Raw genomic sequence first — 24,442 nt, forward strand, 5'->3', positions numbered from 1 at the left:
GCCAGTTGTAACGCCCGGCCACCTCATTCCTGTTACTTGTGTGTTTCCGCCACATAGCTCGTGGGTGACGTCACTTCTAGCGTGAGCCGTCACGAAGAAGTTCTCTCCCTCCGAGTCCTCATGTGGAGTCGCAATGACGGTCCGGACGACGCGGCGGGTGTTCCTCTCCGCCGCCACGATGATGGCCGCGGCGTTGGCCGCCACGGCCTGTGGCAGCCCGCAGGACACCGCCACCGGCGGCGGCGACAGCGCCGCGCCGGTCAAGGTCGGCCTGGTGTACTCCCAGTCGGGTGCCCTGGCCAGCTACGGAAAGCAGTACATCGAGGGGTTCAAGGCGGGGCTGGACTTCGCCACCCAGGGCACCGGCAAGGTCGGTGACCGGAAGATCGAGCTGACCGAGGTCGACGACGCTGGCGACCCGGCCAAGGCGGTCTCCGCGGCGAAGGACCTGATCGGCAAGGGCACGAAGATCATTGCCGGCTCCACCGCCTCCGGCGTGGCACTCCAGGTCGCCCCGATCGCGGCGCAGAACAAGGTGCTGTTCATCTCCGGGCCGGCCGCCACCGACGCGGTGACCGGGGCGAACAAGTACACCTTCCGCTCCGGCCGGCAGTCGTACCAGGACGTGGTGACCGCCAAGTCGTTCATCGGCGACCCGTCCGGCAAGAAGGTCGTGGTCTTCGCCCAGGACGGCGCGTTCGGCGACGCCAACGAGGCGGCCGTGAAGGCGGTCATCGGCAGCGCGGGCGCCACCGTGAGCAGTGTCCGGGCCCCGGCCAGCGCCACCGAGTTCACGCCGTTCGCCAGCCAGATCAAGGCGGCAAAGCCGGATCTGCTCTTCGTCGCCTGGGCCGGCACCACCGCCCCGGCCATGTGGCAGACCCTGGACCAGCAGGGCGTGCTCTCCTCCACGACGGTCGTCACCGGCCTGGACATCCGGGCCTCCTGGCCGACCTTCGGCGCCGCCGGCGCGAAGATCTCCTTCCTGTCGCACTACTTCGACGGGGCCAGCGACACCGAGGCGTCCAAGGCCGCCAAGGCGAAGATCCCGGGCGGCACGCTCGACCTGTTCCACCCGGACGGCTTCGCCGCCGCGCAGATGGTGGTCCGCGCGGTGCAGGAGGGTGGGGACGACGTCGACAAGATGGTCACTGCCCTGGAGGGCTGGAGCTTCGACGGGGTCAAGGGCAAGATGACCATCCGGGCTGCGGACCACGCGCTGCTCCAGCCGATGTTCCAGGCCAAGCTGACCGGCAGCGGCACCGCCTTCACGGCATCCGCGCAGAAGAGCCTCACCGGTGACGAGACCGCGCCGCCGGCCGTGGCCATGAAGGGCTGACCATGCTCGCCACCCGCGGTCTGACCTGGCGGATCGGTGAGGTCGCCATCGTCGACAGCGTCTACCTCGACCTGGCGCCCGGGGAGTTCCTGGGCGTGATCGGGCCGAACGGCGCCGGCAAGACCTCACTGTTCAACCTGATCACCGGCCTGCGCCGGGCCACGGAGGGCCGGATCACCCTGGACGGGCAGGACATCGGGGCGCTTCCGCCGCACCGGCGGGCTCGCCTCGGGCTGGGCCGTACCTTCCAGGCGTCCTCGGTCTTCGGCTCGCTGAGCGTGCGGGAGAACGTCCGGCTCGCCGTGCAGGCGCACCGTGGGGGCTCGATGAAGTTGTGGCGGCGGGCGGCGGCCGACCGGGAGGTGGCCGCCGCCGCCGACGCGGCGCTCGACCGGGTCGGCCTCGCCCACCGGGGTACGGCGCTGGCCGGCACCCTGGCGCACGGCGAGAAGCGCAAGCTGGAGATCGCCCTGCTGCTGGCCGGCGAGCCGCGGGTGATGCTGCTGGACGAGCCGATGGCCGGGGTCAGCGCCGAGGACGTGCCCGAACTGGTCTCGGTGATCAAGTCGTTGACCGGGGACAGCGGCCGGGCGGTGTTGATGGTCGAGCACCACATGGACGTCATCCTGGAGCTGGCCGACCGGATCGCCGTCATGCACCACGGCGCCCTGCTGGCCTGCGACACCCCGGAGACGGTGATGGCCAACCCCACGGTGCAAGAGGCCTACCTGGGGGAGTCACTGTGAGCGCGAGGAGTGCGAGCCCCGCAGTCGCGAACGGAGGCGGTTCAGTGACCGAGCCGATCCTCAACGTGGAGGACCTGTCGGTGCGGATCTCCGGGCTGCACATCCTCCAGGGTGTGTCCTTCACGGTCGCACCCACCGGCGTGACCGTCCTGCTCGGGCGCAACGGCGTCGGCAAGACCACCACCCTGCGCGCGATCGTCGGCCTCACCCCGCCCGCCGGGGAGGTCCGCGGCACGATCCGGATGGGCGCGCAGAGTCTGCTGGCCCGCCCCACCCACCGGCTGGTCCGCGGCGGGCTCGGTTACGTGCCGGAGGACCGCTGCGTGTTCGCCGGGCTCACCGTCGCGGAGAACCTGCGGCTGGCCGAGCGGCGCGGTGTCAGCCCGGCGTACGACAAGGTCTTCGCGCTCTTCCCGGAGCTGGAGCGGCGCGGACGGCAACGGGCCGGGTCGCTCTCCGGCGGGCAGCAGCAGATGCTCGCGATCGGCCGGGTGCTGCTCAACGACAACCGGCTGCTGCTGGTCGACGAGCCGACCAAGGGGTTGGCGCCGAAGGTGGTGACCGAGGTGGCCGAGGTGTTGGAACGGGTCGCGGAGTCGGTGCCGGTGCTGCTCGTCGAGCAGAACCTGGCGGTGGTGCGGCGGCTGGCCCGCGACGCGGTGGTGCTGGCCGCCGGCAAGGTGGCCTGGACCGGCGACGCCCGCGAGCTCCTGCAGGAGACCGCGTTGACCAGGTCGCTGCTGGGTGTCGGTTCGGCGGAGGTGGCCGCGCCGAGCGCGAGGAGTGAGCTTGCGAGCCCCGCAGTCGTGAGGAAGGACCAAGCGCCGAGCGCGAGGAGTGAGCTTGCGAGCCCCGCAGTCGTGAGGAAGGACCAGCCCTGATGGGGACCGTGATCCTGTTGACGCTGACCGGGCTCGGCCTGGCGGCGCTGTACTTCCTGGTCGCCTCCGGGTTGTCGCTGGTCTTCGGCCTGGCCGACGTGCTCAACTTCGCGCACGGGCTGTTCCTCGGCGTTGGCGCGTACGCCACGTGGTGGGCGGCGGGCAACCTGCCGGGTGCCGGTGCCGACGGGCTCGGCTTCGTGCTCGCGGTCGCCTTCGGGGTGGCCGCCGGCACGTTGGTGGCGGTGCTGGTCGAGCTGGTGCTGATCCGTCCGCTCTACTCCCGCACCATCGAGCAGGTGCTGGTCACCGTCGGTCTGTCGTTGGCCGGGGTGGCACTGCTCCAGGCCACCTGGGGCGCGGACGCCCGGCCGTTCCCCCGCCCGGACTGGACGCGGCAGGTGACCGGGATCCTCGGAGCGCAGGTGCCCAACGGCGGCCTGCTGCTGATCATCGCGGCGGTGCTGGTGCTCGGCGCGCTGCTGGCGTTCCTGCGCTGGACCCGGTACGGCCTGGTGATCCGGGCCGGGGTGGAGAACCGGGAGATGGTGACCGCGCTCGGCATCGACGTGCGCAAGGCGTTCACGCTGGTCTTCGCGATCGGCGGGGCGGCCGCCGCGCTCGCCGGTGCGCTCGGCGGGGTCTACTTCGGCACGGTCTCGCCCGGGCAGGGCAGCTCGTTGTTGATCTTCGCGTTCATCGTGGTGGTGATCGGCGGGATGGGCTCGGTGGTCGGCTCCGCGTACGCGGCGGTCGTGGTCGGGCTGGTGCAACAGTTCGTCAACTACTACGGCACGTCCGGGCTGGGCGACATCTGCGTGGTCGGCCTGCTGGCCGTGGTGCTGCTGCTGCGCCCGCAGGGCATCGCCGGAAAGGTGGCAACGGCATGACGAACTCCGTGGTCGACGCGCCTCCGGCGCGGGTGCCCGCCGAGCTGACCCCGCAGCGGGGGCGGTGGCACCGGGTGCGCCCGTTCCTGCCGCTGGTCGCGCTGGCCGTCCTCGCGATCCTGCCGTACTCGACGATCTCCCTGCCGGGGATCTTCGAGGGGCCGGTCAACTCGCCCGGCACCCTGCAACTGCTGGCCATCTGCCTGATCTTCGGTGGGCTGGCCGCCGGGTACGACCTGCTCTTCGGCCGGACCGGGATGCTCTCCTTCGGGCACGCGCTCTACTTCGCCGCCGGTGTGTACGGCACCGACATCCTGGTCACCCGGGCCGGCCTGCCGCTGTGGCAGGCGGCGCTGCTGACCGTCGTCGGCGGCACGATCCTCGCCGCCCTGCTCGGCGCGGTGGCGCTGCGTACCGTGGGCATCGCGTTCGCCATGGTCACGCTGGCCTTCGCCCAGGTCGGGGCGATCCTGGTGGCGCGGGACTTCGGCGGGCTCACCGGCGGCGAGGAGGGCCTGCCGCTGGACGTGTCCGGGCTGCCCGCCGGGCTGGTCGGGGTGACCAACACGGTCAACCTGTACTGGCTGGCGCTCGCCTACCTGGCCCTGGTGGTCTTCGTGGTGCACCGGGTGAGCGGGTCGCCGACCGGTCGCGTGCTCGCCGGGCTGCGGGACGACGAGCGGCGCATCGGCGTGCTCGGGCTGGACCCGTACCGCTACAAGCTGGTGGCGTTCACGCTCGCCGGCGGGCTGGCGTCGGCCGGTGGGGTGGTCTACTGCCTGATCGTCGGTGGTGCGTCGCCGCACATCACCTCGTCCGAGCTGACCCTGTCGCTGCTGGTCATGGTGGTGCTGGGCGGGCCGGGCACCCGGTGGGGGCCGGTGCTCGGTGGTGTCCTCTACATGTACCTGGACCACCGGCTCACCGCGTTCGGCACGAGCGACGCGGTCGACAACCTCCCGGCCGTCCTCAGCCATCCGTTGAGCCAGCCGCTGTTCGTCCTCGGCACGGTGTTCATCCTGGCCGTGTACTTCTTCCCAGGAGGCCTGACCAGCCTCGCCCCCCGCCTGGCCCACCTCCGCCGAAGCCTCCGCACCCGCCGCTGACCCCTCCGACCCGCTGTTGATCGAGAGGTTTCGGTCCGAATCCGGCCTCCGGACGACGTGAACCTCTTGATCAACAGCGGGAACGACGCAGGGCGCTGGTAGAAATGCCGGATGAGCGAGGAACGGGCGGCGGTACGGGAGCGGGCCGAGGCGGTGCTGCGCCGGCTGGCCGGTGAGCACGCCCGGCTGCGCGAGGACCAGTGGCGGGCGATCGAGGCGCTGGTCGTCGACCGGCGGCGGGTGCTGTGCGTGCAGCGCACCGGCTGGGGCAAGTCGGCGGTCTACTTCGTGGCCACCGCGATGCTGCGGGACGCCGAGCAGGCCGAGCAGGCCGGGCCGACGGTCATCGTGTCGCCGCTGCTGGCGCTGATGCGCAACCAGGTCGAGGCGGCTGCCCGAGCCGGCATCCGGGCCCGCACCATCAACTCGGCGAACCTGGACGAGTGGGACCAGATCACCGCCGAGATCCAGTCGGGCGCTGTCGACGTGCTGCTGATCAGTCCCGAGCGGCTGAACAACCCCGACTTCCGCGACGGCGTGCTGCCGAAGCTGGCCGTGACCACCGGGCTGCTGGTCGTCGACGAGGCGCACTGCGTGTCCGACTGGGGGCACGACTTCCGGCCGGACTACCGCCGGCTGCGCACCTTCCTCGGCAACCTGCCCGAACGCACCCCGGTGCTGGCCACCACCGCCACCGCCAACGCCCGGGTCACCCAGGACGTGGCGGAGCAGTTGGGGGACGCTCTCGTCCTGCGCGGCACGCTGGACCGCGAGTCGCTGCGCCTCGGTGTGCTCGAGCTGCCGAGCCCGGCGCACCGGCTGGCCTGGCTCGCCGACCACCTGGACCAGCTGCCCGGCTCCGGCATCGTCTACACGCTGACCGTCGCGGCGGCGGGGGAGACCGCCGAGTTCCTGCGCTCCCGGGGCTACCCGGTGGCCTCGTACACCGGGCAGGCCGACGACGCCGACCGGCGCGCCGCCGAACAGGACCTCCTGGACAACAAGATCAAGGCGTTGATCGCCACCAGCGCGCTCGGCATGGGCTTCGACAAGCCCGACCTGGGCTTCGTCGTCCACCTCGGCGCGCCGCCCTCACCGATCGCCTACTACCAGCAGGTCGGCCGCGCCGGTCGCGCCGTCGAGCACGCCGAGGTGCTGCTGCTGCCCGGCGCCGAGGACGCCGCCATCTGGCGCTACTTCGCCTCGCTGGCGTTTCCGCCCGAGCAGCAGGTCCGGGCCGTGCTGGCCGCCCTGCACACCGACCGTCCGCTCTCCACCCAGGCCCTCGAACCGCTGGTCGACCTGCGCCGCGCCCGCTTGGAGCTGATGCTCAAGGTGCTCGACGTGGACGGCGCGGTCCGCCGGGTGCGCGGTGGCTGGCTCGCCACCGGCGAGCCCTGGGTCTACGACGAGGCCCGGTTGCGGCGCGTCGCCGAGGCGCGCACCGTCGAGCAACAGGCCATGCGGGAGTACGCGACCACGTCCGGCTGCCGGATGCGGTATCTACGGGAGTGCCTGGACGACACCGGGGCGGCCGACTGCGGCCGGTGCGACCGGTGCGCCGACCCGCTCTTCGGTCCGGACGGGTCGACGGCCGCGCTCGCCGCCGCGCAGACGTTCCTGGGCCGGCCCGGCGTGGAGATCCCGCCGAAGAAGCTCTGGCCGACGGGGCTGGACGCGGTGGGCGTACCCCTGAAGGGCCGGATCCCCCCGGCGGAGCAGGCGCTGTCGGGGCGGGCCGTCGGGCGCCTCTCCGACCTGGGTTGGGGTGGCCGGCTGCGCGACCTGGTCGGCCCGGAGGCGCCTGACGCGCCGGTGCCCGACGACGTTGCCGGCGCGGTGGTGGAGGTCCTGAAGGCGTGGGCGCACGGCGACGACCCGTGGCCCCGCCGTCCCGCGGCGGTGGTCGCGGTCGGTTCCCGCCGGCGGCCCCGGCTGGTCGGCTCGCTGGCCGAGCGGATCGCCGCCGTGGGCCGGCTGCCGCTGCTCGGCGAGGTCGTCGCGGCCGGTCCGGGCGGCGCCGGCGGGCCGCGTGGCAACAGCGCCCAGCGGGTCCGCGCGTTGCATGAGGCGTTCACCGTGCCGGCCGAGCTGGCCGACGCGCTGGCCGGGCTGGCCGGCCCGGTGCTGCTCGTCGACGACCTGGTCGACTCGGGCTGGACGATGACGATGGTGACCCGCGCACTGCGCCGGGCCGGCGCGCCGGACGTTCTCCCGCTCGCCCTCGCCGTGGCCGGCTGACCTCGCCGGGGGCCCTTTCCGGCCCGGTCGGCCGGTTCGTAGTCGGCCGCTTGCTCGGGTCGTGGCGGAAAAGTTCCCGGGCAGGGCGGATTGCGATGGTCGCCACGCCGTCCCGGCGTCGGCCGGGACCGGCCCGCCGCGACGGTACCGTGGGCGGCATGACCGATCAGCCGCCCGTCACCCGCGCGTACGCCATCTCCGGGATGGCCTGCGAGCACTGCCGGCAGGCGGCCGTCGCCGAGGTCGGCCACGCGCTGGGCGCCGGCGGTGCCTGACCGGATCTCCGCCGCGCCGGACCGGAGCACCCTCCGGCTGGCGCTGGTGGTCGGCGGGTTGGTGCTCGCGGTGCTGCTCGGTTTCGGCCTGGGCCGGATGAACGCCGGCGGCGGCACCACCGACCGCCCGTCGCTGACTGCCGCCCACACCCACCCGCCGGGGAGCACGCCACACGACCACGGCACTGCCGCGGGCGTCGACCAGGGCGCGGGTGCCGAGCCCGGCGGCCTGTCGGTCAGCTCGGCCGGCTACACCCTCGCCCCGCTGGTCACCGAGTTCCCGGCCGGCCGCCCGGGGGAGCTGCGGTTCCAGGTACGCGACGCGGAGCGCCGGCCCGTCACCCGCTTCGCCGTCGTGCACGACAAGCCGATGCACCTCATCGTGGTCCGCCGGGACCTGAGCGGCTACCAGCACCTGCACCCGACCATGGCACCCGACGGCACCTGGTCGGTGCCGTTGACCCTCGCGCAGCCCGGCGTCTGGCGGGCGTACGCCGACTTCACCGTGGTCGCCGACGACGGCGGTCAGGCCTCGGTGACCCTCGGTACGGACCTGGTCGCGCCCGGCGGCTACCAGCCCCGGCCGCTACCGGCGCCTGCGACCTCCACGACGGTGGACGGGTTCACCGTCGGCTACCAGGGCAGCCCGCAGGCCGGGGCGACCGTGCCGCTGACCTTCCGGATCGACGCCGCCGACGGTGCCGCGACGCTGGAGCGCTACCTCGGCGCGTACGGGCACCTGGTGGCGCTGCGCGAGGGTGACCTCGCCTACCTGCACGTGCACCCCGAGCCGGAGCTGGTCGACGGCCAGGTGAAGTTCTGGCTGACCACCCCGGGCCCCGGCCGCTACCGCCTCTACCTGGACTTCCAGGTGGCCCAGAAGGTCCACACCGCCGAGTTCACCCTCACGATCCCCTGACCCCGCCTCCGGTCCGGGGGCCCCGGGGGTTAGCCGGCGCGGCGGATGGGGCGGCGGGCCAGGTAGCGGAGCAGGTCGCGGATGTGGTGCTTCTCCTCGGCGGGGACGGTGGGGTCGGCCAGCCGGTCCAGGATGGCGCGGACGTCGGCCTCGACCGGGCCCTCGTCGTTACGCCGGCGGGGCGCCGGGCCGGCGTCGGGCAGCCCGAGCGCCCGGAACGCGGCCGCGACCGGCAGGTCCAGTGCGGAGCAGAAGCCGCGCACCTTGGCCAGCTCGGGGTAATCCTGCCAGTCACCGGCCAGCCAACGGAAGACGGTGGAGCGGCCCACGCCCGTGTGCGATGCAAGATCGGTGACCGTCCACCCGCGTTCGTCGCGAGCGTCGTCGATGGCGCGCCGGACGAAGCGGGCGAAGGCCATCTGTGGTGAAACCTCTGCGGAACCCATCCCTGCGGGTCTTCCCCTCCCGGCCGAAGCACTGGGGCGATGCGCCTTCTGAGGGTAGTACGCCGGGGGCGGGAAACAATTGACTGACCGCACAAACTGTCCCGTGGACGGGACTTTTCCTCAGCCCTGACGTGGGCCGCCCCGAACCGGGACCCAGCGATCATCGTCGTTCTTCCACTAAGCTCTGTGCCCGTCCCGGCATGGCGCGCGCTCGCCTGCCGCGTCCGACCGGACCACCGCCCGAGGAGCACCATGGCCGACTCGAGCCGCCCACTGCCGTACCAGCCCGGTGCGGTGAGCCTCTTCTTCGTCGCCAAGGCCGGCGTCTTCGCCGCCGCGTTCTGGGTGTGGTTGCTGATCCTGGTGCTGCGCACCGACGCGGCGACCGGTGCCCACGTGCTCGCCGCCACCGGTGCGATCACCACCACGCTGGTCGGGGTGGTGCTGGGCATCCGGATGGCGTTGCAGCACAACGCCGCCGTCCGGCACGCCGAGGTGAAGAAGCTGCTGGTCGACATCTCCTGGAACGCCTTCGCCGCAGCCGGCAACGCCGATAACCAGGGCACGGTGGTGCCCTTCCCGACCGGCCCGGCCGACAGCGAGTGGGCCACCCAGCGGGCCGGCAGCGACCGCGTGTCGGCCTTCGACCGTGGAGCCAGCGGGCGCGACCGCGGCAGCAACGGTGACCGCCGCCGCTAGCCGACCGGGGCGACCCGCCCGTCGCCTCAGGCGACGGGCGGCTCGTCGGCGGCCAGCAGGGTCTCCAGCCGGGGCGTGACCTGCCACTGGTCGACCAGCTCGCGGTACTCCGCTCGCTGCGGGTCGGTGGCTCCCGCACCGGTACGGCGGGCCCGGATCAGCAGGTTGCGCGGGGTGTGCTGGGAGTCCACGAACTCCACCACCTCGGTTCGGTACCCGTGCACCCGCAACAGCCCGGCCCGGAGCGCGTCGGTGAGCACGTCGGCGAACCGCTCCCGCAGGATGCCCTGCCGGGTCAGCAGCTCGTACGGAGTCGGGGCGGGGTGGGCGCGCAGCTGCTTCGCCAGGTCGTGGTGGCAGCAGGGTGCGGCCAGCACCCAGCGGGCCTCCCAGCGCACCGCGCGGGCCAACGCCTCGTCGGTGGCGGTGTCGCACGCGTGCAGCGCCAGCACCAGGTCCGGGGCGGGGTCGACCACGGCGTCGGCGATCGTGCCGGCCACGAAGCTGACCCGGTCGGCCCAGCCCAGCCGCTGTGCCAGCTCGGTGTTGCGCCGCCGCTGGTCCTCCCGGACGTCCACGCCGATCAGCTCGACGTCCAGCCCCCGCCCGGACAGGTAGCGGTACGCCGCGAAGGTCAGGTACGCGTTGCCACAGCCCAGGTCCACCACCCGGAGCGGACCGGTCAGCTCGTCGGGCAGGGTCGCGGCCAGGGCCCGCAGGAAGGCGTCCACCTGGCGGCGCTTGGCCGCCGAGCCGCCGATCTCGGCGAAGATCTCGTCGCCCGGGTCCAGCAGGTACTCCTTCGCCCGGTCGTTTCCGCTTGGCGTCGGGGCCGGCCGTGCCGTCGCGGCCCGGTGCACCTGCGCCTCGCCGGACTTCGTCACGCGTAGCTGGAGCGTGGCGTCGGTCGTCTCCACGTGCCAGTTGCCGAACGGCTCGGCCAGCAGTTCGTCGATGGCCGCGGCGACCTCGGGGCCGGGGGCGAGGTTGCGGGTGTACGGGCGGGCGCCGTCGGAGGTGGCGATCTGGAGGCGGGGCCCGGCCTTCAGCGTCACCGGTCGCAGTTCGACACGGGCCACCGTGGGGCGGCGCCCGCGGCGGCGCCCGGCGGCCACGGCCCGGGTCAGCGCGGGATCGAGCAGCAGCGCCCTGACCTCGGTCAGGGCGGCGTCCAGTGGTTCCGGCATCGTTCCAGCTTCCGAGGTGGGGTGGGAAGGGAACATCCCCCGTACCGCGCAGGGCGGTGCGGGGGATGTCGGGTGTGGCTGTGCGTCAGTCCGCGGTCGCCTCGGCCGGCGTACCCGCGCCGGAACCGCCACCACGGCGGCGCCGGCGGCGACGCGGCTTCGACGGCTCACCGTCGGCCGCGGCGGTCGGCTCGGCCGGGGTCGCGTCGGCGGAGATCACCGCGGTCGGCTCGCCCACGACCGCCTCGCCGGCCCGGCGGCGACGCCGACGGCGGGGGGTGCGGGTGCCTTCCTCGCCGACGGCGGCGTCCGACGGCGCCTCGGCGGCCGGCGTGCCGGCGTCGGTGCGGTCCCGGCGGCCGTCGCTGCGACCGCGACGCTCGCCCCGCCCGTCGCCGCGGCTCTCGCCACGTCGGGAGCCCCGACCGCCGCTGTCGCCGCGCCGGGAGCGCGTGCCGCCCAGGTCTTCCTCGATCTCGGCGGACAGCCCGGCCCGGGTGCGTTCGGCGGTGGGCAGGGTGCCGGTGACCTCGGTGGAGATGTGCAGGTCGGTGTAGAGGTGCGGGGACGTGTGGTACGTCTCCGGCGGCTCCGGCATCTCCAGACCGAGGGTCTTGTCGATGATCCGCCAGCGCGGCATGTCGTCCCAGTCGACGAACGTCACCGCGACACCGGTCGCCCCGGCGCGGCCGGTACGGCCGATCCGGTGGGTGTAGGTGTCCTGGTCTTCCGGGCAGTCGTAGTTGATGACGTGGGTGACGCCTGTGACGTCGAGCCCACGGGCCGCCACGTCGGTGGCGACCAGGATGTCGATCTTGCCGGCCCGGAACGCCCGGAGCGCCCGCTCGCGGGCACCCTGGCCGAGGTCACCGTGCACCGCGGCGACCGCGAACCCGCGGAAGTCGAGGTCCTCGGCGACCCGGTCGGCAGCCCGCTTGGTCCGCGTGAAGATCATGGTCAGCCCACGCCCCTCCGCCTGGAGGATGCGCGCCACCACCTCGACCTTGTTCATCGAGTGAGTGCGGTAGACCAACTGCTGGGTCTGCGGTGAGGGACCGGTCTCGGCGGTGTGCCCGGCGTGGATCGTCATCGGCTGGCGCAGGAAGCGCCGGGACAGGGTGACGATCGGGTCCGGCATGGTGGCCGAGAAGAGCATCGTCTGCCGGTCTTCCGGAAGCATCGCCAGGATCTTCTCGACATCGTCGAGGAAGCCCAGGTCGAGCATCCGGTCGGCCTCGTCGAGGACGAGTGCGTGCACCCGGTCCAGACGGAGGTGCTTCTGCTTCTGCAGGTCCATCAGCCGGCCGGGAGTGCCGACCAGGATCTCGACGCCCTTGCGCAACGCGTCGATCTGCGGCTCGTACGCCACGCCACCGTAGATCGGCAGCACCCGGACGCCTCGCGTCCGGCCGGCGGCGGCCAGGTCCTTGGCGACCTGGATGCCCAGCTCACGGGTGGGGACGACGACCAGCGCCTGGGGGACGCCGTCGCTGCCCTCGCTCGGGGCGAAGACCCGCTCCAGCAGCGGTACGCCGAAGCCGAGGGTCTTGCCGGTGCCGGTGGGGGCCTGGCCGATCAGGTCGACGCCGCGCAGCGCGATCGGGATCGCGTACTCCTGGATGGCGAACGCGCGGGTGATGCCGGCCGCGGCCAGCGCCTCGACGGTCTCCTCGCGGGCGCCGAGTGCGGCGAAGGTGGGAGCCTCCGGTCGAACCGGGGCCGTGGGGGCCAGTTCCTGGCCGTCCATCAGATCTTGAGTCAACTCGCTCATGTGGATGTGGGGGTGCCCTCTCGTGGGTGCGCCCCGTCATGTCCTCAGGGCGCGTTCGGTATGACGCGGGCCACACGGTCGGGGGCAGACTGCCGAGCCGGACCGGGCCGCACGCGCGCCGCGGGCTGAGCTTCGATCAGATCGGCGCCCACGGCAACTGCTCTATGCTACCTGAACAGGCATGCCCCCGTCCCGATTCCCGGCCGGCCGGCGCCCACGCGGGGCCCTCGGTTGTGACCTGCGCCACGTTCTTTCCGGTCCGGGTCGTGCCACGCGCGGGGCACCCACGCCCGGTCGACGCGCGGTAGCCTGCGCTCGTGTCCGCGCCGACCACCCCCGGTCCCGCCGTCGCCGACCTGCTGGGTCTGGTCGCCTTCGGTGAGCTGCTCGCCTTCGAGCGGATGGCCGGCGACGCCCGGCTCGCCCCTGACCTGCACCGCCGCGCCGCGCTCAGCGAGATGGCCGCAGCCGAGATCGCCAACTACCGGCGGCTCGCCGACCGACTCACCGCGCTGGGCGTGCGGCCGGAGGAAGCGATGACGCCCTACCTGGAGCCCCTACAGGCCTACCACGACTCCACCGAGCCACGGGACTGGGCGGAGGTCGTGACCAAGGCGTACGTCGGCGACGCCATCACCGACGACTTCATCCGGGAGAGCGCCGACGCGTTGGACGAGCCCGATCGGTCGCTGGTGCTGGACGTGCTGCACGACTCCCGGTACGCGGAGTTCGCCGCAGCGGAGATCCGGGTAGCGGTCGCCACTGACCCCCGGGTGGCCGACCGGCTCTCCATGTGGGCCCGGCGGCTGGTCGGCGAGGCGCTGTCCCAGGCCGGCAGGGTCGCCGCCGAGCGGGCCGCCCTCACCGCGCTGATCGCACAGGGCGACCGGGTCGACGTGCCGGGCCTGTTCCGGCGGCTCACCGCCGCGCACACCGCACGGATGGCCGCCGTCGGGCTGAACAACTGACCGGAGCCGGCCCGCGGCAGGTGGGCCAGCGCCGACCTGCCGCGACGGCCGGAACGGTCAGCGGACGGTGAAACCGACCGCCCGGGGCGACGCCTCGGCGATCTCGACGTAGGCGACCTTCTCGACCGGAACGATGACGCGCCGGCCCTTCTCGTCGGTCAGGGAGAGCGTGCCGCCGTTGCCGGCGAAGGCGTCGGTCACGATCTGCTCGATCTCGGCCGGCGACTGCGCGCTGTCCAGAACCAGCTCGCGCGGCGCGTACTGCACGCCGATCTTGACCTCCACTGTGCCTCCTCAACTGGGGCGAAAGAACCGCCCTGCGAAGGCTATCCGATCACGGGGGCGGCGGTCAGGCTGACTCACCTTGCAGCGGGAAGCTGGCGATGCCCCGCCAGGACAACGCCGCCACCAACGCCTCGGCCTCGGCCTTCGGCACCTGCCGCCCGCCGGCCAGCCAGAACTGCGCCGCCGTCTCCGCCGCACCGACCAGGCCCGAGGCGAGCAGCTCGGCGTGCGCCCGGCTCACCCCGGTGTCCGAGATGATGGTGTCGGTGATCGCCGCGATGCAGCCCTGCTCGACCCGCTCGACGCGCTGCCGCACCGCCGGGTCGTTGCGCAGGTCCGACTCGAAGACGAGGCGGAACGCCTCGCTCTCGTGGTCGACGAAGTCGAAGTACGCCCGGACCGACGCGCTGACCCGCTCCTTGTTGTCGCTGGTGCCGCGCATCGCGTCGTGCACCTTGGCGACGATGGCGTCGCAGTGCGTGTCGAGCAACGCCAGGTAGAGGTCCATCTTTCCCGGGAAGTGCTGATAGAGCACCGGCTTGGAGACCCCGGCCCGCTCGGCGATGTCGTCCATCGCCGCGGCGTGGTAGCCCTGCGCGACGAACACCTCCTGCGCCGCCGCGAGCAGCTGCTTACGGCGCGCCGAACGGGGCAGGCGGGTGGGCCGGCCGGCGGTCTGTGCACCGTTCCCCACAGCGGTCATGGGATCCTCCGAGTTCTCCGTACGAGCCGGCATTTTCCCCCCAGACCGGGCGAGGCCCGTGACCCCCGTCGTGGAAATGGCCCGCCGCTGTAACTTATCGCCACTGTCACCACACGGTAGCCTCAGCGAGGGCGACCAAGGAGCGCGCGGTGAGTGAAACAGGGCAACCCGGAGCCGCCACCCCGGGAGAGCACGGTGACGGAGCGGGTCAGCACGACGACCCGGGCCGTTCCGGCAGTGGGTGGGCGCCCCCGGCGGGCGGGTGGTCCCGGGCCGGTGAGCGCGATGACGCACGGGAACAGGCGGCGCGTTGGCAGCCCGACCCCGCGTCCGGCTGGCGCGCGGCCTCCACCCGGCACGGCGACCTGCCGGCACCCCTGGCCGGGCTGCCCGGTGACCCCGAGCCGCCCGGCAAGGTCAATGGCCACCACGCCAACGGCGTCCGCCACGCGGGTGGCGAGGCCAACGGCGTCCACCACCCCGGTGTCGAGCCGCCGGCCGGCCGCCCGGCGCCAGTGAGCGCGCCGCCGGGGTTGACCGCCGACGACCGGCGTGACCCGGCCAGCGACCGACTGGTGGTGCCGGCCCAGCGCCCGGTCCCACCGCCTGAGCAGGGCCCCGGCGAGCCCGACGGCCCGGCCCGACACTCCACCGTCGACCCGGCCGGCGGCCACGGCGGCCGCTGGGCCGACCCCGGTCCGCCCACCTCGGCGCCGCCGGGCGTCCAGGTGCCACCCGTCGGCACCGCCGCCTCGGGCTTCGAGGTCCCGCCCGGCTTCCACGCACCCACCGCCGAACGGCCGGCCGCCGACGAACCGCCGGCCGCCCCGCGCGGCTGGCGCGACCCGCTCCCGCCGGAGGCGTCCGTCGAGCCGGGGCGCACCCCGCACCGGGCCGCCGGGCACGCCGACGACTCCGAGTCGGGCCGCGACGCCGACGGCACCGGTGCCGGGGACGCACCCCGGGCCGGGGAGTCGCCGACCATCGAGCCGGACTGGTCCGGGCCGAGCTGGAACCGCCCGAGCTGGGGCAGCGGCTGGGCACCGCCCTGGTCGCGACCGGATGCCGAGCCGGCCGGCCGCCCGGCCCGGGACGAGCCCGCGCTGGGCTGGGTCGCCGAGCCCAACCAGCCGTACGAGCCGGCCCGCGTCGAGCCCACCCGCCCGTACGAGCCGGTACGCGCCGATCCGCCCCGGGGGTACGACGTCGCCCAGCCCGAGCCCGAGGCGGCGCCGGAGCCGACCGCGGAACGTGGCGCGGCCGGGCCGGCCGACCGCCCCTCGTGGGCCGGCGGCCCGGCGGCGAGCCCCGCCAGCGCGCCACCGGAGTCGTCCCCGGCCCGGTCGGCGAAGCTCCCCTCCTGGGCCGGTGGGGCCACCCCGACCAGCGGTCCCCCGGCCGACCGGCCCTCGTGGGCCAGTTCCGCGCCGACGAGCGCCCCCCGGGTCGAGCCGACCAGTGCCCCGAGGGTCGAGCGGCCCTCCTGGGCCGGCGGATCGGATCCGGCGCCCACCAGTGCGCCGCCGTCGCGCCCGTCCTGGGCCGGTCCGGCCCCGACCACCGCTCCGCCGGCCGTCCGGCCCTCCTGGGCCGGTGGACCGGATCCGGCCCCGACCAGCGCCCCGCCGTCGCGTCCGTCCTGGGCCGGCGACCCGACGCCCACCAGCTCACCTCCGGGCGACCGACCGTCCTGGGCAGGCCCGGCGCCGACCGACGCGCCGCCGGCACCACCGGAAGCGCCCCCGGCGCCGACCGGGCCACCGCCGGTGCTGGCCGAGGCACCCCCGGCGCCGGCCGGGCCGGCGCTCGCCGCGGAGCGACCCTCCTGGACCGGCGGGTCGCCGACGATCCCGGCGAGCGCACCGCGGACCGAGCGCGCCGACTGGTCCGAGGGGCGCCTCCCGGCGGCCTCGGCCGAGCGCCCGTCCTGGCCGGCCTCCCGGTCGGCGAGCACGCCTCGCGCGAGCGACGCGGTTGAGTCCTCCGGCCCGCTCCGGCCCGAACCCCGGTCGGTCGCACCGTTCCGGCTCCGGCCGGAGACCCCCGAGCCACCCCGGACACCTCCCGCGGCGACCGGCCCGGCCCCCGCCGCCACCGCGCCGACCTCGACCGGTGCCGTCCCGGCCCCCGCCACGAGCGGGCCCGGGCGCCGCGACCGACCCGCACCCGCGCCCGCCCCGACGAGCGCCCCTCCCTACGCGGCTCGCCGATCCGCCCCCGATCCCGCGTCGCCGGCCGAGCCGGCCGACGACGGGCGGCTGCCGGACCAGACGTCGGCGGTGCTGCCGCAGCGCGTCCCTGCGGAACCGGACGTGCCCGTCGTGCCGGAGCCGCCAGCCGTGGAGCCACCCGCCGAAACCCCGGAACTCGCCCGCATCGCCACCCACCTGCGCCGTGACGACGAACCCGCGCCTCTGCGGGAGCGCCCCGAGGGGTTCGACGTCAACGCCATCCTGGACGCCGTTCGGGAGGTGGCCGGCGTACGGGACGCCGCCCTGCGCCGTACCCCGGCGGGAGCGCACAGCCTCCGCCTCGACCTGGCCGACGGTGCCGACCCGGCCGAGGTGAGCCGGCACGTGGCCCGGCTGCTCCAGGAACGGATGGGGCTGGCGGCCGCCCCACAGAACCTGCCCGGCCAGCCGTCCACGCCGGCACCGCCGGTCCGCCGCCGCGCGGCCGAGCCCCGGTCCGCCGAGCCCCGGTCCGCCGAGCGGCGTTCCGCGGAGCCCCGGCCCGCCGAGCGTCGTTCCGCGGAGCCCCGGTCCGCCGAGCGGCGTTCCGCGGAGCCCCGGCCCGCCGAGCGGCGTTCCGCGGAGCCCCGGCCCGCCGAGCGGCGTTCCGCGGAGCCCCGGCCCGCCCAGTCGGGCGACGCCGGCGCCGAACCGCGCACCGGTGAGATGCAGGCCACCGGATCGCCCGCCGCCGGCCGGGGCGAGGCCACGCCGGCAGGCCCCGAACAGCCGTTGGGCGCGGAAGGGGCGCGTCGCCGCCGGGCGAGTGCCCCGCACCGTGGTCGTGCCACGGTGGAGGAGCCGGGATCAGTCTCGGCCGCGCCCGCCGGTGCGGCCACCGGCAGCCCGGCGACGGCCGGTACGTCGTACTCCGGTGGTCAGGTGACCACGACGGAGTCGGCGCCGTCCCGGCCGCTGGACACGGGTGGCACGCCGGGGCCGCGGGTCGTGATCGATCACGTGCAGGTCAGCACCTTCGGGCTGGACGCCAACGTGGAGGTTCGGCTGCTGGCCGGCGGTGACAGCGCCGCCGGCTACGCCACCGGGCCGGCGGTGGACGGCTATGTGCTGCGGCTCTGCGCGGTTGCCGCGGCAGCCGCGGTGGACGAGTTGCTGCGCGGCGCCGAGAACGCCGAGCGGGGGCGCTGCTTCGTGGAGCACGCGGCGGTGGTGCCGTTCGGCAACTGCGAGGTGGCGACCGTGGTGGTACTGCTGGTCTGCGAGGGCTGGGTCGAGCAGCTCGCGGGGTCGGCCCTGGTCGCCGGTGACCCGCGACAGGCGGTGGTCCGGGCGACGCTGGCAGCGGTGAACCGTCGGCTGGAGGCGCTGCTGTCCTGAGCGGTCCGGGGCAGACTGGGACGATGAAGCGCGCCACACTCTGGCCCGATCATCTTCTTCCCGACGACCGGGTCCCGCCGCCGTGGCCCGGTCGGGCGGTCCGCCTCGACGGCTCGGTCACGTACGTGCGGGACACTCCGGCCACCGCCGCCGGCGCGGAGCCGGCGCTGTACGTGCACGGCCTGGGCGGTTCATCGCAGAACTGGACCGACCTGGCCGGTCTGCTCTCCGATCGCCTGGACGGCCAGGCCATCGACCTGCCCGGCTTCGGCCGCAGTGAGCCGGGCCGCCGCTACACGGTGCCGGCCTTCGCCGATCTGGTCGTCCGCTGGATCGAGCACTCCGACCGGGGGCCGGTGCACCTGTTCGGCAACTCGCTGGGCGGCGCGGTCACGGTGCAGGTGGCCGGGCTGCGGCCCGACCTGGTCCGCACCCTCACCCTGATCTCTCCGGCGCTGCCGTTCCTGGATTTCCGTCGCTCGTTGCAGGGGCGCCTGCTGCCGGTGCTGGCCATTCCCGGGGGCGAGCGGTTGGTCGCCCGGCGGCTCACCCAGCTCGCCCCGGAGGTGATGGCCCAGCAGGTGTTGGAGGCCTGCGTCGCCGACCTGAGCCGGATCTGCGCGCAGCGGCGCGCCGAGGCGCTGGAGGAGATCCGGGTGCGCTACGAGGCGGAGCACTACGCCGCCGCGTACGTCCGGACGTTCCGCGGGCTGGTCTCCAGCTTTCTGCGGGCGTACCTGCCGGGGTCGAACTCGCTGTGGCGGCTCGCCCGGTCGGTGCGCGCGCCGACCCTGGTGGTGGGTGGCCGGCAGGACCGGCTGGTTGACGTGCGCGTCGCGCCGCAGACCGCCCGGGCCATCCCGGACAGCCGGCTGCTGATGCTCGACGGCGTCGGCCACGTGGCGCAGCTGGAGGTGCCCCGGGTTGTCGCTCGGGCGGTGGTCGGCCTACTCGCCGAAACGGAGGAGACCGCCACCCGGCCTGATCTGGCAGGCTGAGCCGGGTGCCCACCTCCGCCCGCCGCCCTCGCCGCCGTCAGCGACGATTCGCACTGTTCGCCCAGCTGGTGGCGGTCGTGCTGGCCGTCGGTGCGGCGGTGACCGTGATCGCCGAGGGGCCGGGTGGCCACCCCGGCGCCGACCGGCTGGCCGCCGACGAGATCGACGCGTCGCTGCTGGCCGCACCACTGCCGCCGTCGGCCGACCCGTCGCCGTCCGGGTCACCGGTCGCCCCGTCGAGCCCACCCCCGGTGCTGCGGCTGTCCGGGGCGGTCCCGACCGCCGGCACCGGCCGGTTCGGCTATGACGAGCGCACCGGTCCGGTGCTGGGCCGAGCCGGTGAGCTGCGGCGCTACCGGGTGGCGGTCGAGGCGGGCAGTGGCGAGGACCCGGTCGCGTTCGGGCAGGCGGTCCAGACGGCACTCGCCGGGCCGGGCAGCTGGGTCGACAGCGGCCGGCTGAGGTTGCAGCAGGTGCCGGGGAGCGCGGCCCGTGACTTCACCGTCTACCTGGCCACGGCTCGCACGGCGGGCCGGATGTGCGCCGACGGCGGGGTGGACATCCGGGTCAACGGCCGGCCGTACACCTCCTGCCGCGCGCCCGGGCAGGTGATCATCAACCTGGATCGGTGGCGGCTGTCCGTCCCGCACTTCGTCTCCGCCCGCGTGCCGCTGGCGGTCTACCGGACGTACGTGGTCAACCACGAGGTGGGGCACCAGCTCGGGCACCGGCACGAGCGCTGCCCGGGCACCGGCCGGCCGGCGCCGGTGATGATGCAGCAGACCCTCTTCCTCAACGGGTGCCGGGTCAATCCGTGGCCGTACCTGGACGGTCGCCGTTACGTCGGCCCCGCGCTGTGACGGTCTGGTCCGACATGGTCGAGTCGCCGCCGCCATCACGTATGTCGCGTTAATAGCGGCAATCGCGGAGAAATGCCCGATTGATCTGGCACGCTCGACGTATGACGCCGTCGTCCCCTTACGGCCCGCCGCAGCCGGCCGGCCCGTCCGGCCGGTCGGCGGACCGGACCCCGGACGCACGGTCCGCGCTGCTCCGGATGCGCCGGCGACGCCGTCGTAGCCTGCTGCTCGCACTGTTCCTGGTCGCTGTGGCCGCCGTCGGGGTGACGCTGGCCCGGGGCGGCGAACCACCGACCCAGGCGCCCGTGACCACCCACGGCCGGATGGGGCACGGCGGCGGAGTGGACGCCCACCCGGCACCCACCAGCTACCCGTCGGTCGGCGCGGGACGGTTCACCGCGGCCGATGGCGGGACCGAGGTGCACGGCGAGGACGGGCCGCTGCGCCGCTACCGGGTAGCGGTCGAACGCGGCACCGGCCAGGACGCCGACGCCTTCGCCGCCACTGTGGACGAGGTGCTGGCCGACCCGCGCAGCTGGATCGCCTCCGGTGAGCTGCGGGTGCAGCGGGTGGCCGACGCCGCTGCCGCCGACTTCACCATCTACCTCGCCACCCCGGTCACGTCCGAGCAGATGTGCGCCGAGGGCGGGCTGACCACCGAGCGCTACACCTCCTGCCGGCTCCCCGGCCAGGTCATCATCAACCTGGCCCGCTGGCTGGAGGCGGTCCCCGACTACGGCGCCGCGCTGGAGACGTACCGCACCTACGTCATCAACCACGAGGTCGGTCACGAGTTCGGCGAGGAGCACGAGGCGTGCCCGGGGCCGGGGGAGCCTGCGCCGGTGATGCAGCAGCAGACGTACGGGCTGGAGGGCTGCGTCGCCAACGCCTGGCCCTACGTCGACGGCCGCCGCTACGCGGGTGACATCGTCCCCTGATCGACCGGTCGTCGCTTATTCCCGCTCCCGCATTGCGGGCCACGTGTCCTGCCTCATGGCCGAGCGGGGGGCCGGCGAGCAACAATGGCGCGGTTCACACCGCCGATCCCGGGGAGTCCACCGTGTCGTTGCCCCCGCTCGTCGAGCCCGCCGCCGAGCTGACCGTTGACGAGATCCGCCGCTACTCCCGCCACCTGATCATCCCGGACGTCGGGGTGGCCGGGCAGAAACGGTTGAAGAACGCCCGGGTGCTCTGTGTGGGCGCCGGTGGTCTCGGCTCACCCGCCCTGATGTACCTCGCCGCGGCCGGGGTCGGCACGCTCGGCATCATCGACTTCGACACCGTCGACGAGTCCAACCTCCAGCGCCAGATCATCCACGGCGTGTCCGACGTCGGCCGGTCCAAGGCCGAGTCCGCCGCCGCGTCGATCCGCGAGATCAACCCGCTGGTCAACGTGGAGATCCACAACACCGCGCTGGACCGGGACAACGTCCGCGAGATCTTCGCCCAGTACGACCTGATCGTCGACGGCACCGACAACTTTGCCACCCGGTACATGGTCAACGACGCGGCGGTGCTGCTCGGCAAGCCGTACGTCTGGGGCTCGATCTACCGCTTCGACGGCCAGGCGTCGGTGTTCTGGGCCGAGCACGGCCCCTGCTACCGGTGCCTCTACCCGGAGCCGCCGCCGCCCGGCATGGTGCCGTCCTGCGCCGAGGGCGGCGTGCTCGGTGTCCTCTGCGCGTCGATCGGCTCGATCCAGGTGAACGAGGCGATCAAGCTGCTCACCGGCATCGGTGAGCCGCTGGTCGGCCGGTTGATGGTCTACGACGCCCTCGAGATGGAATACCGCAAGATCAAGGTTCGCAAGGACCCGAACTGCGCGCTCTGCGGCGAGAACCCGACGGTCACCGACCTGCTGGAGGACTACGAGGACTTCTGCGGCGCGGTCTCCGAGGAGGCCCAGGAGGCGGTGGTCGACTCGACCATCACCGCGCTGGAGCTCAAGGAGTGGCAGGACGCCGGCAAGGACATCTTCCTGGTCGACGTCCGGGAGCCGGCCGAGTACGAGATCGTCCGGATCCCCGGCGCCACCCTGATCCCCAAGGGCGACATCATCTCCGGTGAGGCGCTGGCCCAGCTTCCGCAGGACCGGCAGATCGTGCTGCACTGCAAGTCCGGCGTCCGCTCGGCCGAGGCGCTCGCCGCGCTCAAGGCGGCCGGGTTCCGCGACGCCGTGCACGTGCAGGGCGGCGTGCTCTCCTGGATCAAGCAGATCGACCCGTCGCTGCCCGCGTACTGACCGCGGCGGAGCCGGGGCGGCCGACACCGCTGCCCCGGCTCCGGCGCGCCCGGCCCTGCGGTCGGGACGCGCCGGCGAATCGACGCACGCGGCTCCAAGCAGCCCTCCGGCCGCAGCGACGCAGCCATTCCCGGCTGGCCGATTCCCCGAGGCGGTATCGCGTCTGCGCAGGTAGCGTCACCGCCGTGGTCGATCTGGATGCCGCGATCGGGTTCGTCGTGGCGCACGGGGACGCGGTGGAGCGCGCCCGCCTCTCCTGGCTGCGCAACGGCACGCCGGTGCCCGCCGAGTTGCTGGAGACGGCCGAGGTCGGCCAGGCGCCCGACGGCGGCTGGCCGGCGACGTGGGGCGGCGAGATCGCCTCGATCGACGCCACCTGCTTCCGCCTCGCCGAGCTGGACGACCTCGGCGCGCTCGGTCGTCCCGCCGCCCGCCGCGCACTGGACTGGTTGGCCTCCCGTCAGCAGGCCGACGGCGGCTGGGACGAGGACCCGACGCTGGCCGGCGTGGCACCGGAGTGGGCCCGCCCCGGCGACTCGGAGGCGGGGCTCTTCCTCACCGCCAACGCCGGCTTCTGGCTCACCGTGGCCGGCCTGGACGCCCGCGCCGCGGGTCCGCTCGATCACCGGGTCGGAGGGGCGTACGCGGGGGTGGTGCAGGCGGCCGCCCACTCGCTCGCCGCGCGGCTGCGTCCGGACGGCAGCTGGCCGTCCTTCCTCGCCGCCGGCTGGCTCAGCGCGGCGGTGCTGCACCGGCAGGACATGTTCCAGGAGTCGGCGCGGATCCAGGTGGTGCTCGCCGAGCGGATGCCCACGATGTCCCCGGGGGACGTGGCCTGGCTGGCGGCCACGCTGCGCCGGGTCGGCATCGACCCGCAGGACTGGATCATGGTGCGGGCCCTCCGCCGCCTGACCGAGACGCAGCGCAGCGACGGCGGCTGGGAGAGCGACGACGGGCACCAGTTCGACGTGCACTCCACGCTGTCCGCCATCCGCGCGTGCCGGCCCGCGATGGTCGGCTGAGGCGTGGCTGGCCGGCGGCGGTCGGCTGAGGCTCGGCAGCCGGCCGGCTAACGCAGGTGACCCGCCCCGGTGACCACGTACTTGGTGCTGGTCAGCTCGGGCAGGCCCATCGGGCCCCGGGCGTGCAGCTTCTGCGTCGAGATGCCGATCTCCGCGCCGAAGCCGAACTCGCCCCCGTCGGTGAACCGGGTCGAGGCGTTCACCATCACCGCCGCCGCGTCCACCCGGGCGACGAACTCCCGGGCGGCGCTCGCCGAGTCGGTGAGGATCGCCTCGGTGTGCCCGGTGCCGTACCGCCGGATGTGCGCGACCGCCGCGTCGAGCGAGTCGACGACGGCGACGGAGATGTCCGCCGAGAGGTACTCGGTGGCGTGGTCCTCCTCGGTGGCCGGGACGACGGCGGCGGAGTATCCGGCCACCTCGGGGGAGCCGTGCACGGTCACCCCGGCCTCGGCGAACGCGGCCAGCATCGGCGGCAGGAACGCGTCGGCGACGGCCGCGTGCACCAGCAGCGACTCGGCGGTGTTGCAGGTGGAGAGGCGCTGGGTCTTGGCGTTCAGCGTCACCGCGACGGCCTGCGCGACGTCCGCGGCGGCGTCCACGTAGACGTGGCAGTTGCCCACCCCGGTCTCGATCACCGGGACGGTCGACTCCTCGACCACGGTGCGGATCAACGACGCGCCGCCGCGCGGGATCAGCACGTCGACCAGCCCCCGGGCGCGCATCAGCTCCTTGACCGACTCGCGGGAGCTTGCGTCGAGCAGTTGCACCGCGTCGGCGGGCAGCCCGGCCCCGGCGACCGCGTCGCGCAGCACCGCGACCAGCGCGGCGTTGGAGTGCGCGGCCGACGACGACCCGCGCAGCAGCGCCGCGTTGCCGGACTTCAGGCAGATGCCGGCCGCGTCCACCGTCACGTTGGGCCGCGCCTCGTAGATTATGCCGACCACCCCGAACGGCACCCGGATCTGGCGCAGCTCCAGCCCGTTGGGCAGGGTCGAGCCGCGGACCACCTCACCGACCGGGTCGGGCAGCGCGACCATCTGGCGCAGCGCGTCGGCGATGCCGGCCACGCGACCCGCGTCGAGGGCGAGCCGGTCCAGCACGGCCGCGCTCAGCCCGGCCTCGCGGCCGGCCGCCAGGTCCGTCATGTTCGCGGCCAGGATCTCCGGGGTACGCGCCACCAGCGCGTCGGCCATCGCGGCCAGCGCGGCGTCCTTGGCGGTACGCGTCGCCACGGCCAGCGTCTCCGCCGCCGCCCGGGCCCGGTGGGCCTGCTCGCTCACGCTCATCGGTCA

The 24,442-nt window shown here is 74.2% G+C and carries 19 protein-coding genes and 2 pseudogenes; 15 read left to right on the forward strand and 6 right to left on the reverse strand.

The annotated features are described in order from the left end of the window. Positions 1-133: 133 nt before the first annotated feature. From AB0K07_RS19145 to AB0K07_RS19175, 7 genes are all read left to right on the forward strand, one after another. Positions 134-1,339: a substrate-binding domain-containing protein gene (locus AB0K07_RS19145; RefSeq protein ID WP_363756779.1), complete on the forward strand. Its 1,206-nt coding sequence runs from the start codon at positions 134-136 to the stop codon at positions 1,337-1,339. A gap of 2 nt (positions 1,340-1,341) precedes the next feature. Continuing rightward, the gene (locus AB0K07_RS19150) at positions 1,342-2,085 is read left to right on the forward strand and encodes an ABC transporter ATP-binding protein (protein WP_074314714.1); all 744 of its coding nucleotides are present in this window, start codon (positions 1,342-1,344) and stop codon (positions 2,083-2,085) included. A gap of 44 nt (positions 2,086-2,129) precedes the next feature. After that, the gene (locus tag AB0K07_RS19155) at positions 2,130-2,966 is read left to right on the forward strand and encodes an ABC transporter ATP-binding protein (RefSeq protein WP_363756780.1); all 837 of its coding nucleotides are present in this window, start codon (positions 2,130-2,132) and stop codon (positions 2,964-2,966) included. Further along, positions 2,966-3,856, forward strand: coding sequence for a branched-chain amino acid ABC transporter permease (locus AB0K07_RS19160; RefSeq protein ID WP_363756781.1), 891 nt, complete (start codon positions 2,966-2,968; stop codon positions 3,854-3,856). The genes AB0K07_RS19155 and AB0K07_RS19160 overlap by 1 nt, the downstream gene beginning before the upstream one ends. Next, positions 3,853-4,962 (forward strand): branched-chain amino acid ABC transporter permease, encoded by a 1,110-nt coding sequence (locus AB0K07_RS19165; protein ID WP_363756782.1) that lies wholly within the window; start codon positions 3,853-3,855, stop codon positions 4,960-4,962. Before AB0K07_RS19160 ends, AB0K07_RS19165 begins: the two co-directional genes overlap by 4 nt. A gap of 111 nt (positions 4,963-5,073) precedes the next feature. After that, positions 5,074-7,203 (forward strand): DEAD/DEAH box helicase, encoded by a 2,130-nt coding sequence (locus tag AB0K07_RS19170; RefSeq protein ID WP_363756783.1) that lies wholly within the window; start codon positions 5,074-5,076, stop codon positions 7,201-7,203. 267 nt (positions 7,204-7,470) lie between these two features. Next, a complete protein-coding gene (locus AB0K07_RS19175) occupies positions 7,471-8,397 on the forward strand; it encodes a hypothetical protein (protein WP_363756784.1) in 927 nt (308 codons plus the stop codon). A 29-nt stretch (positions 8,398-8,426) separates the two neighbouring features. On the opposite strand, the gene AB0K07_RS19180 is transcribed toward AB0K07_RS19175, so the two are convergent. Further along, on the reverse strand, positions 8,427-8,843 hold the full coding sequence (locus tag AB0K07_RS19180; protein ID WP_363756785.1) for a helix-turn-helix domain-containing protein: 417 nt from the start codon (positions 8,841-8,843) through the stop codon (positions 8,427-8,429). A 252-nt stretch (positions 8,844-9,095) separates the two neighbouring features. Between AB0K07_RS19180 and AB0K07_RS19185 the strand changes: the two genes are divergently transcribed. Next, positions 9,096-9,542 carry a hypothetical protein gene (locus tag AB0K07_RS19185; RefSeq protein WP_363756786.1) on the forward strand — a complete coding sequence of 149 codons (447 nt, stop codon included), beginning with the start codon at positions 9,096-9,098 and terminating at the stop codon, positions 9,540-9,542. A gap of 26 nt (positions 9,543-9,568) precedes the next feature. Here the strand turns inward: AB0K07_RS19185 and AB0K07_RS19190 are convergent, their stop codons facing one another. Together AB0K07_RS19190 and AB0K07_RS19195 are read right to left on the reverse strand one after the other, a co-directional pair. After that, positions 9,569-10,729: an SAM-dependent methyltransferase gene (locus AB0K07_RS19190; protein ID WP_363756787.1), complete on the reverse strand. Its 1,161-nt coding sequence runs from the start codon at positions 10,727-10,729 to the stop codon at positions 9,569-9,571. 85 nt (positions 10,730-10,814) lie between these two features. After that, entirely contained in the window at positions 10,815-12,500 is a 1,686-nt protein-coding gene (locus AB0K07_RS19195) for a DEAD/DEAH box helicase (RefSeq protein ID WP_363756788.1), read from the reverse strand. 317 nt (positions 12,501-12,817) lie between these two features. On the opposite strand from AB0K07_RS19195, the gene AB0K07_RS19200 reads away from it, so the two are divergent. Further along, positions 12,818-13,468, forward strand: a complete 651-nt coding sequence (locus tag AB0K07_RS19200) for a ferritin-like fold-containing protein (protein WP_363756789.1) — start codon at positions 12,818-12,820, stop codon at positions 13,466-13,468. A 57-nt stretch (positions 13,469-13,525) separates the two neighbouring features. Here the strand turns inward: AB0K07_RS19200 and AB0K07_RS19205 are convergent, their stop codons facing one another. Together AB0K07_RS19205 and AB0K07_RS19210 are read right to left on the reverse strand one after the other, a co-directional pair. Then, complete coding sequence (locus AB0K07_RS19205; protein WP_030329796.1) at positions 13,526-13,753, reverse strand: DUF3107 domain-containing protein; 228 nt, start codon at positions 13,751-13,753, stop codon at positions 13,526-13,528. Positions 13,754-13,817: 64 nt separating this feature from the next. Next, positions 13,818-14,456 carry a TetR/AcrR family transcriptional regulator gene (locus AB0K07_RS19210; protein ID WP_074314694.1) on the reverse strand — a complete coding sequence of 213 codons (639 nt, stop codon included), beginning with the start codon at positions 14,454-14,456 and terminating at the stop codon, positions 13,818-13,820. Positions 14,457-16,123: 1,667 nt separating this feature from the next. On the opposite strand from AB0K07_RS19210, the pseudogene AB0K07_RS19215 reads away from it, so the two are divergent. The 6 genes and pseudogenes from AB0K07_RS19215 to AB0K07_RS19240 all read left to right on the forward strand — a co-directional run. Further along, positions 16,124-18,025 (forward strand): annotated as a pseudogene (locus tag AB0K07_RS19215) (hypothetical protein); the annotation flags it as partial. Between the two features lie 23 nt (positions 18,026-18,048). Next, complete coding sequence (locus AB0K07_RS19220; RefSeq protein ID WP_363756790.1) at positions 18,049-19,023, forward strand: alpha/beta hydrolase; 975 nt, start codon at positions 18,049-18,051, stop codon at positions 19,021-19,023. A gap of 5 nt (positions 19,024-19,028) precedes the next feature. Continuing rightward, complete coding sequence (locus AB0K07_RS19225) at positions 19,029-19,883, forward strand: DUF3152 domain-containing protein (protein ID WP_363756791.1); 855 nt, start codon at positions 19,029-19,031, stop codon at positions 19,881-19,883. Between the two features lie 101 nt (positions 19,884-19,984). Beyond that, positions 19,985-20,821, forward strand: coding sequence for a DUF3152 domain-containing protein (locus AB0K07_RS19230; RefSeq protein ID WP_363756792.1), 837 nt, complete (start codon positions 19,985-19,987; stop codon positions 20,819-20,821). A gap of 55 nt (positions 20,822-20,876) precedes the next feature. Further along, positions 20,877-22,125, forward strand: a pseudogene (gene moeZ / locus AB0K07_RS19235) (adenylyltransferase/sulfurtransferase MoeZ). Between the two features lie 134 nt (positions 22,126-22,259). Next, positions 22,260-23,147, forward strand: a complete 888-nt coding sequence (locus AB0K07_RS19240) for a prenyltransferase/squalene oxidase repeat-containing protein (RefSeq protein WP_363757160.1) — start codon at positions 22,260-22,262, stop codon at positions 23,145-23,147. Positions 23,148-23,194: 47 nt separating this feature from the next. Here AB0K07_RS19240 and AB0K07_RS19245 read toward each other — a convergent pair whose 3' ends face one another. Next, positions 23,195-24,436 carry a glutamate-5-semialdehyde dehydrogenase gene (locus AB0K07_RS19245; RefSeq protein WP_363756793.1) on the reverse strand — a complete coding sequence of 414 codons (1,242 nt, stop codon included), beginning with the start codon at positions 24,434-24,436 and terminating at the stop codon, positions 23,195-23,197. Positions 24,437-24,442 lie beyond the last annotated feature (6 nt).

It is taken from the genome of Micromonospora sp. NPDC049301 (genome assembly GCF_040678715.1).
Classification (GTDB): Bacteria; Actinomycetota; Actinomycetes; order Mycobacteriales; family Micromonosporaceae; genus Micromonospora.

Excerpts from the sequence above, each read along its gene's own strand:
- AB0K07_RS19150 (WP_074314714.1), top strand. The coding sequence starts at position 1,342 with ATGCTCGCCACCCGCGGTCTGACCTGGCGGATCGGTGAGGTCGCCATC.
- AB0K07_RS19230 (WP_363756792.1), top strand. The coding sequence starts at position 19,985 with ATGACGCCGTCGTCCCCTTACGGCCCGCCGCAGCCGGCCGGCCCGTCC.
- AB0K07_RS19145 (WP_363756779.1), top strand. The coding sequence starts at position 134 with ATGACGGTCCGGACGACGCGGCGGGTGTTCCTCTCCGCCGCCACGATG.
- AB0K07_RS19180 (WP_363756785.1), bottom strand. The coding sequence starts at position 8,843 with ATGGGTTCCGCAGAGGTTTCACCACAGATGGCCTTCGCCCGCTTCGTC.
- AB0K07_RS19165 (WP_363756782.1), top strand. The coding sequence starts at position 3,853 with ATGACGAACTCCGTGGTCGACGCGCCTCCGGCGCGGGTGCCCGCCGAG.
- AB0K07_RS19210 (WP_074314694.1), bottom strand. The coding sequence starts at position 14,456 with ATGACCGCTGTGGGGAACGGTGCACAGACCGCCGGCCGGCCCACCCGC.
- AB0K07_RS19245 (WP_363756793.1), bottom strand. The coding sequence starts at position 24,436 with ATGAGCGTGAGCGAGCAGGCCCACCGGGCCCGGGCGGCGGCGGAGACG.
- AB0K07_RS19185 (WP_363756786.1), top strand. The coding sequence starts at position 9,096 with ATGGCCGACTCGAGCCGCCCACTGCCGTACCAGCCCGGTGCGGTGAGC.
- AB0K07_RS19220 (WP_363756790.1), top strand. The coding sequence starts at position 18,049 with ATGAAGCGCGCCACACTCTGGCCCGATCATCTTCTTCCCGACGACCGG.
- AB0K07_RS19190 (WP_363756787.1), bottom strand. The coding sequence starts at position 10,729 with ATGCCGGAACCACTGGACGCCGCCCTGACCGAGGTCAGGGCGCTGCTG.
- AB0K07_RS19160 (WP_363756781.1), top strand. The coding sequence starts at position 2,966 with ATGGGGACCGTGATCCTGTTGACGCTGACCGGGCTCGGCCTGGCGGCG.
- AB0K07_RS19195 (WP_363756788.1), bottom strand. The coding sequence starts at position 12,500 with ATGAGCGAGTTGACTCAAGATCTGATGGACGGCCAGGAACTGGCCCCC.
- AB0K07_RS19170 (WP_363756783.1), top strand. The coding sequence starts at position 5,074 with ATGAGCGAGGAACGGGCGGCGGTACGGGAGCGGGCCGAGGCGGTGCTG.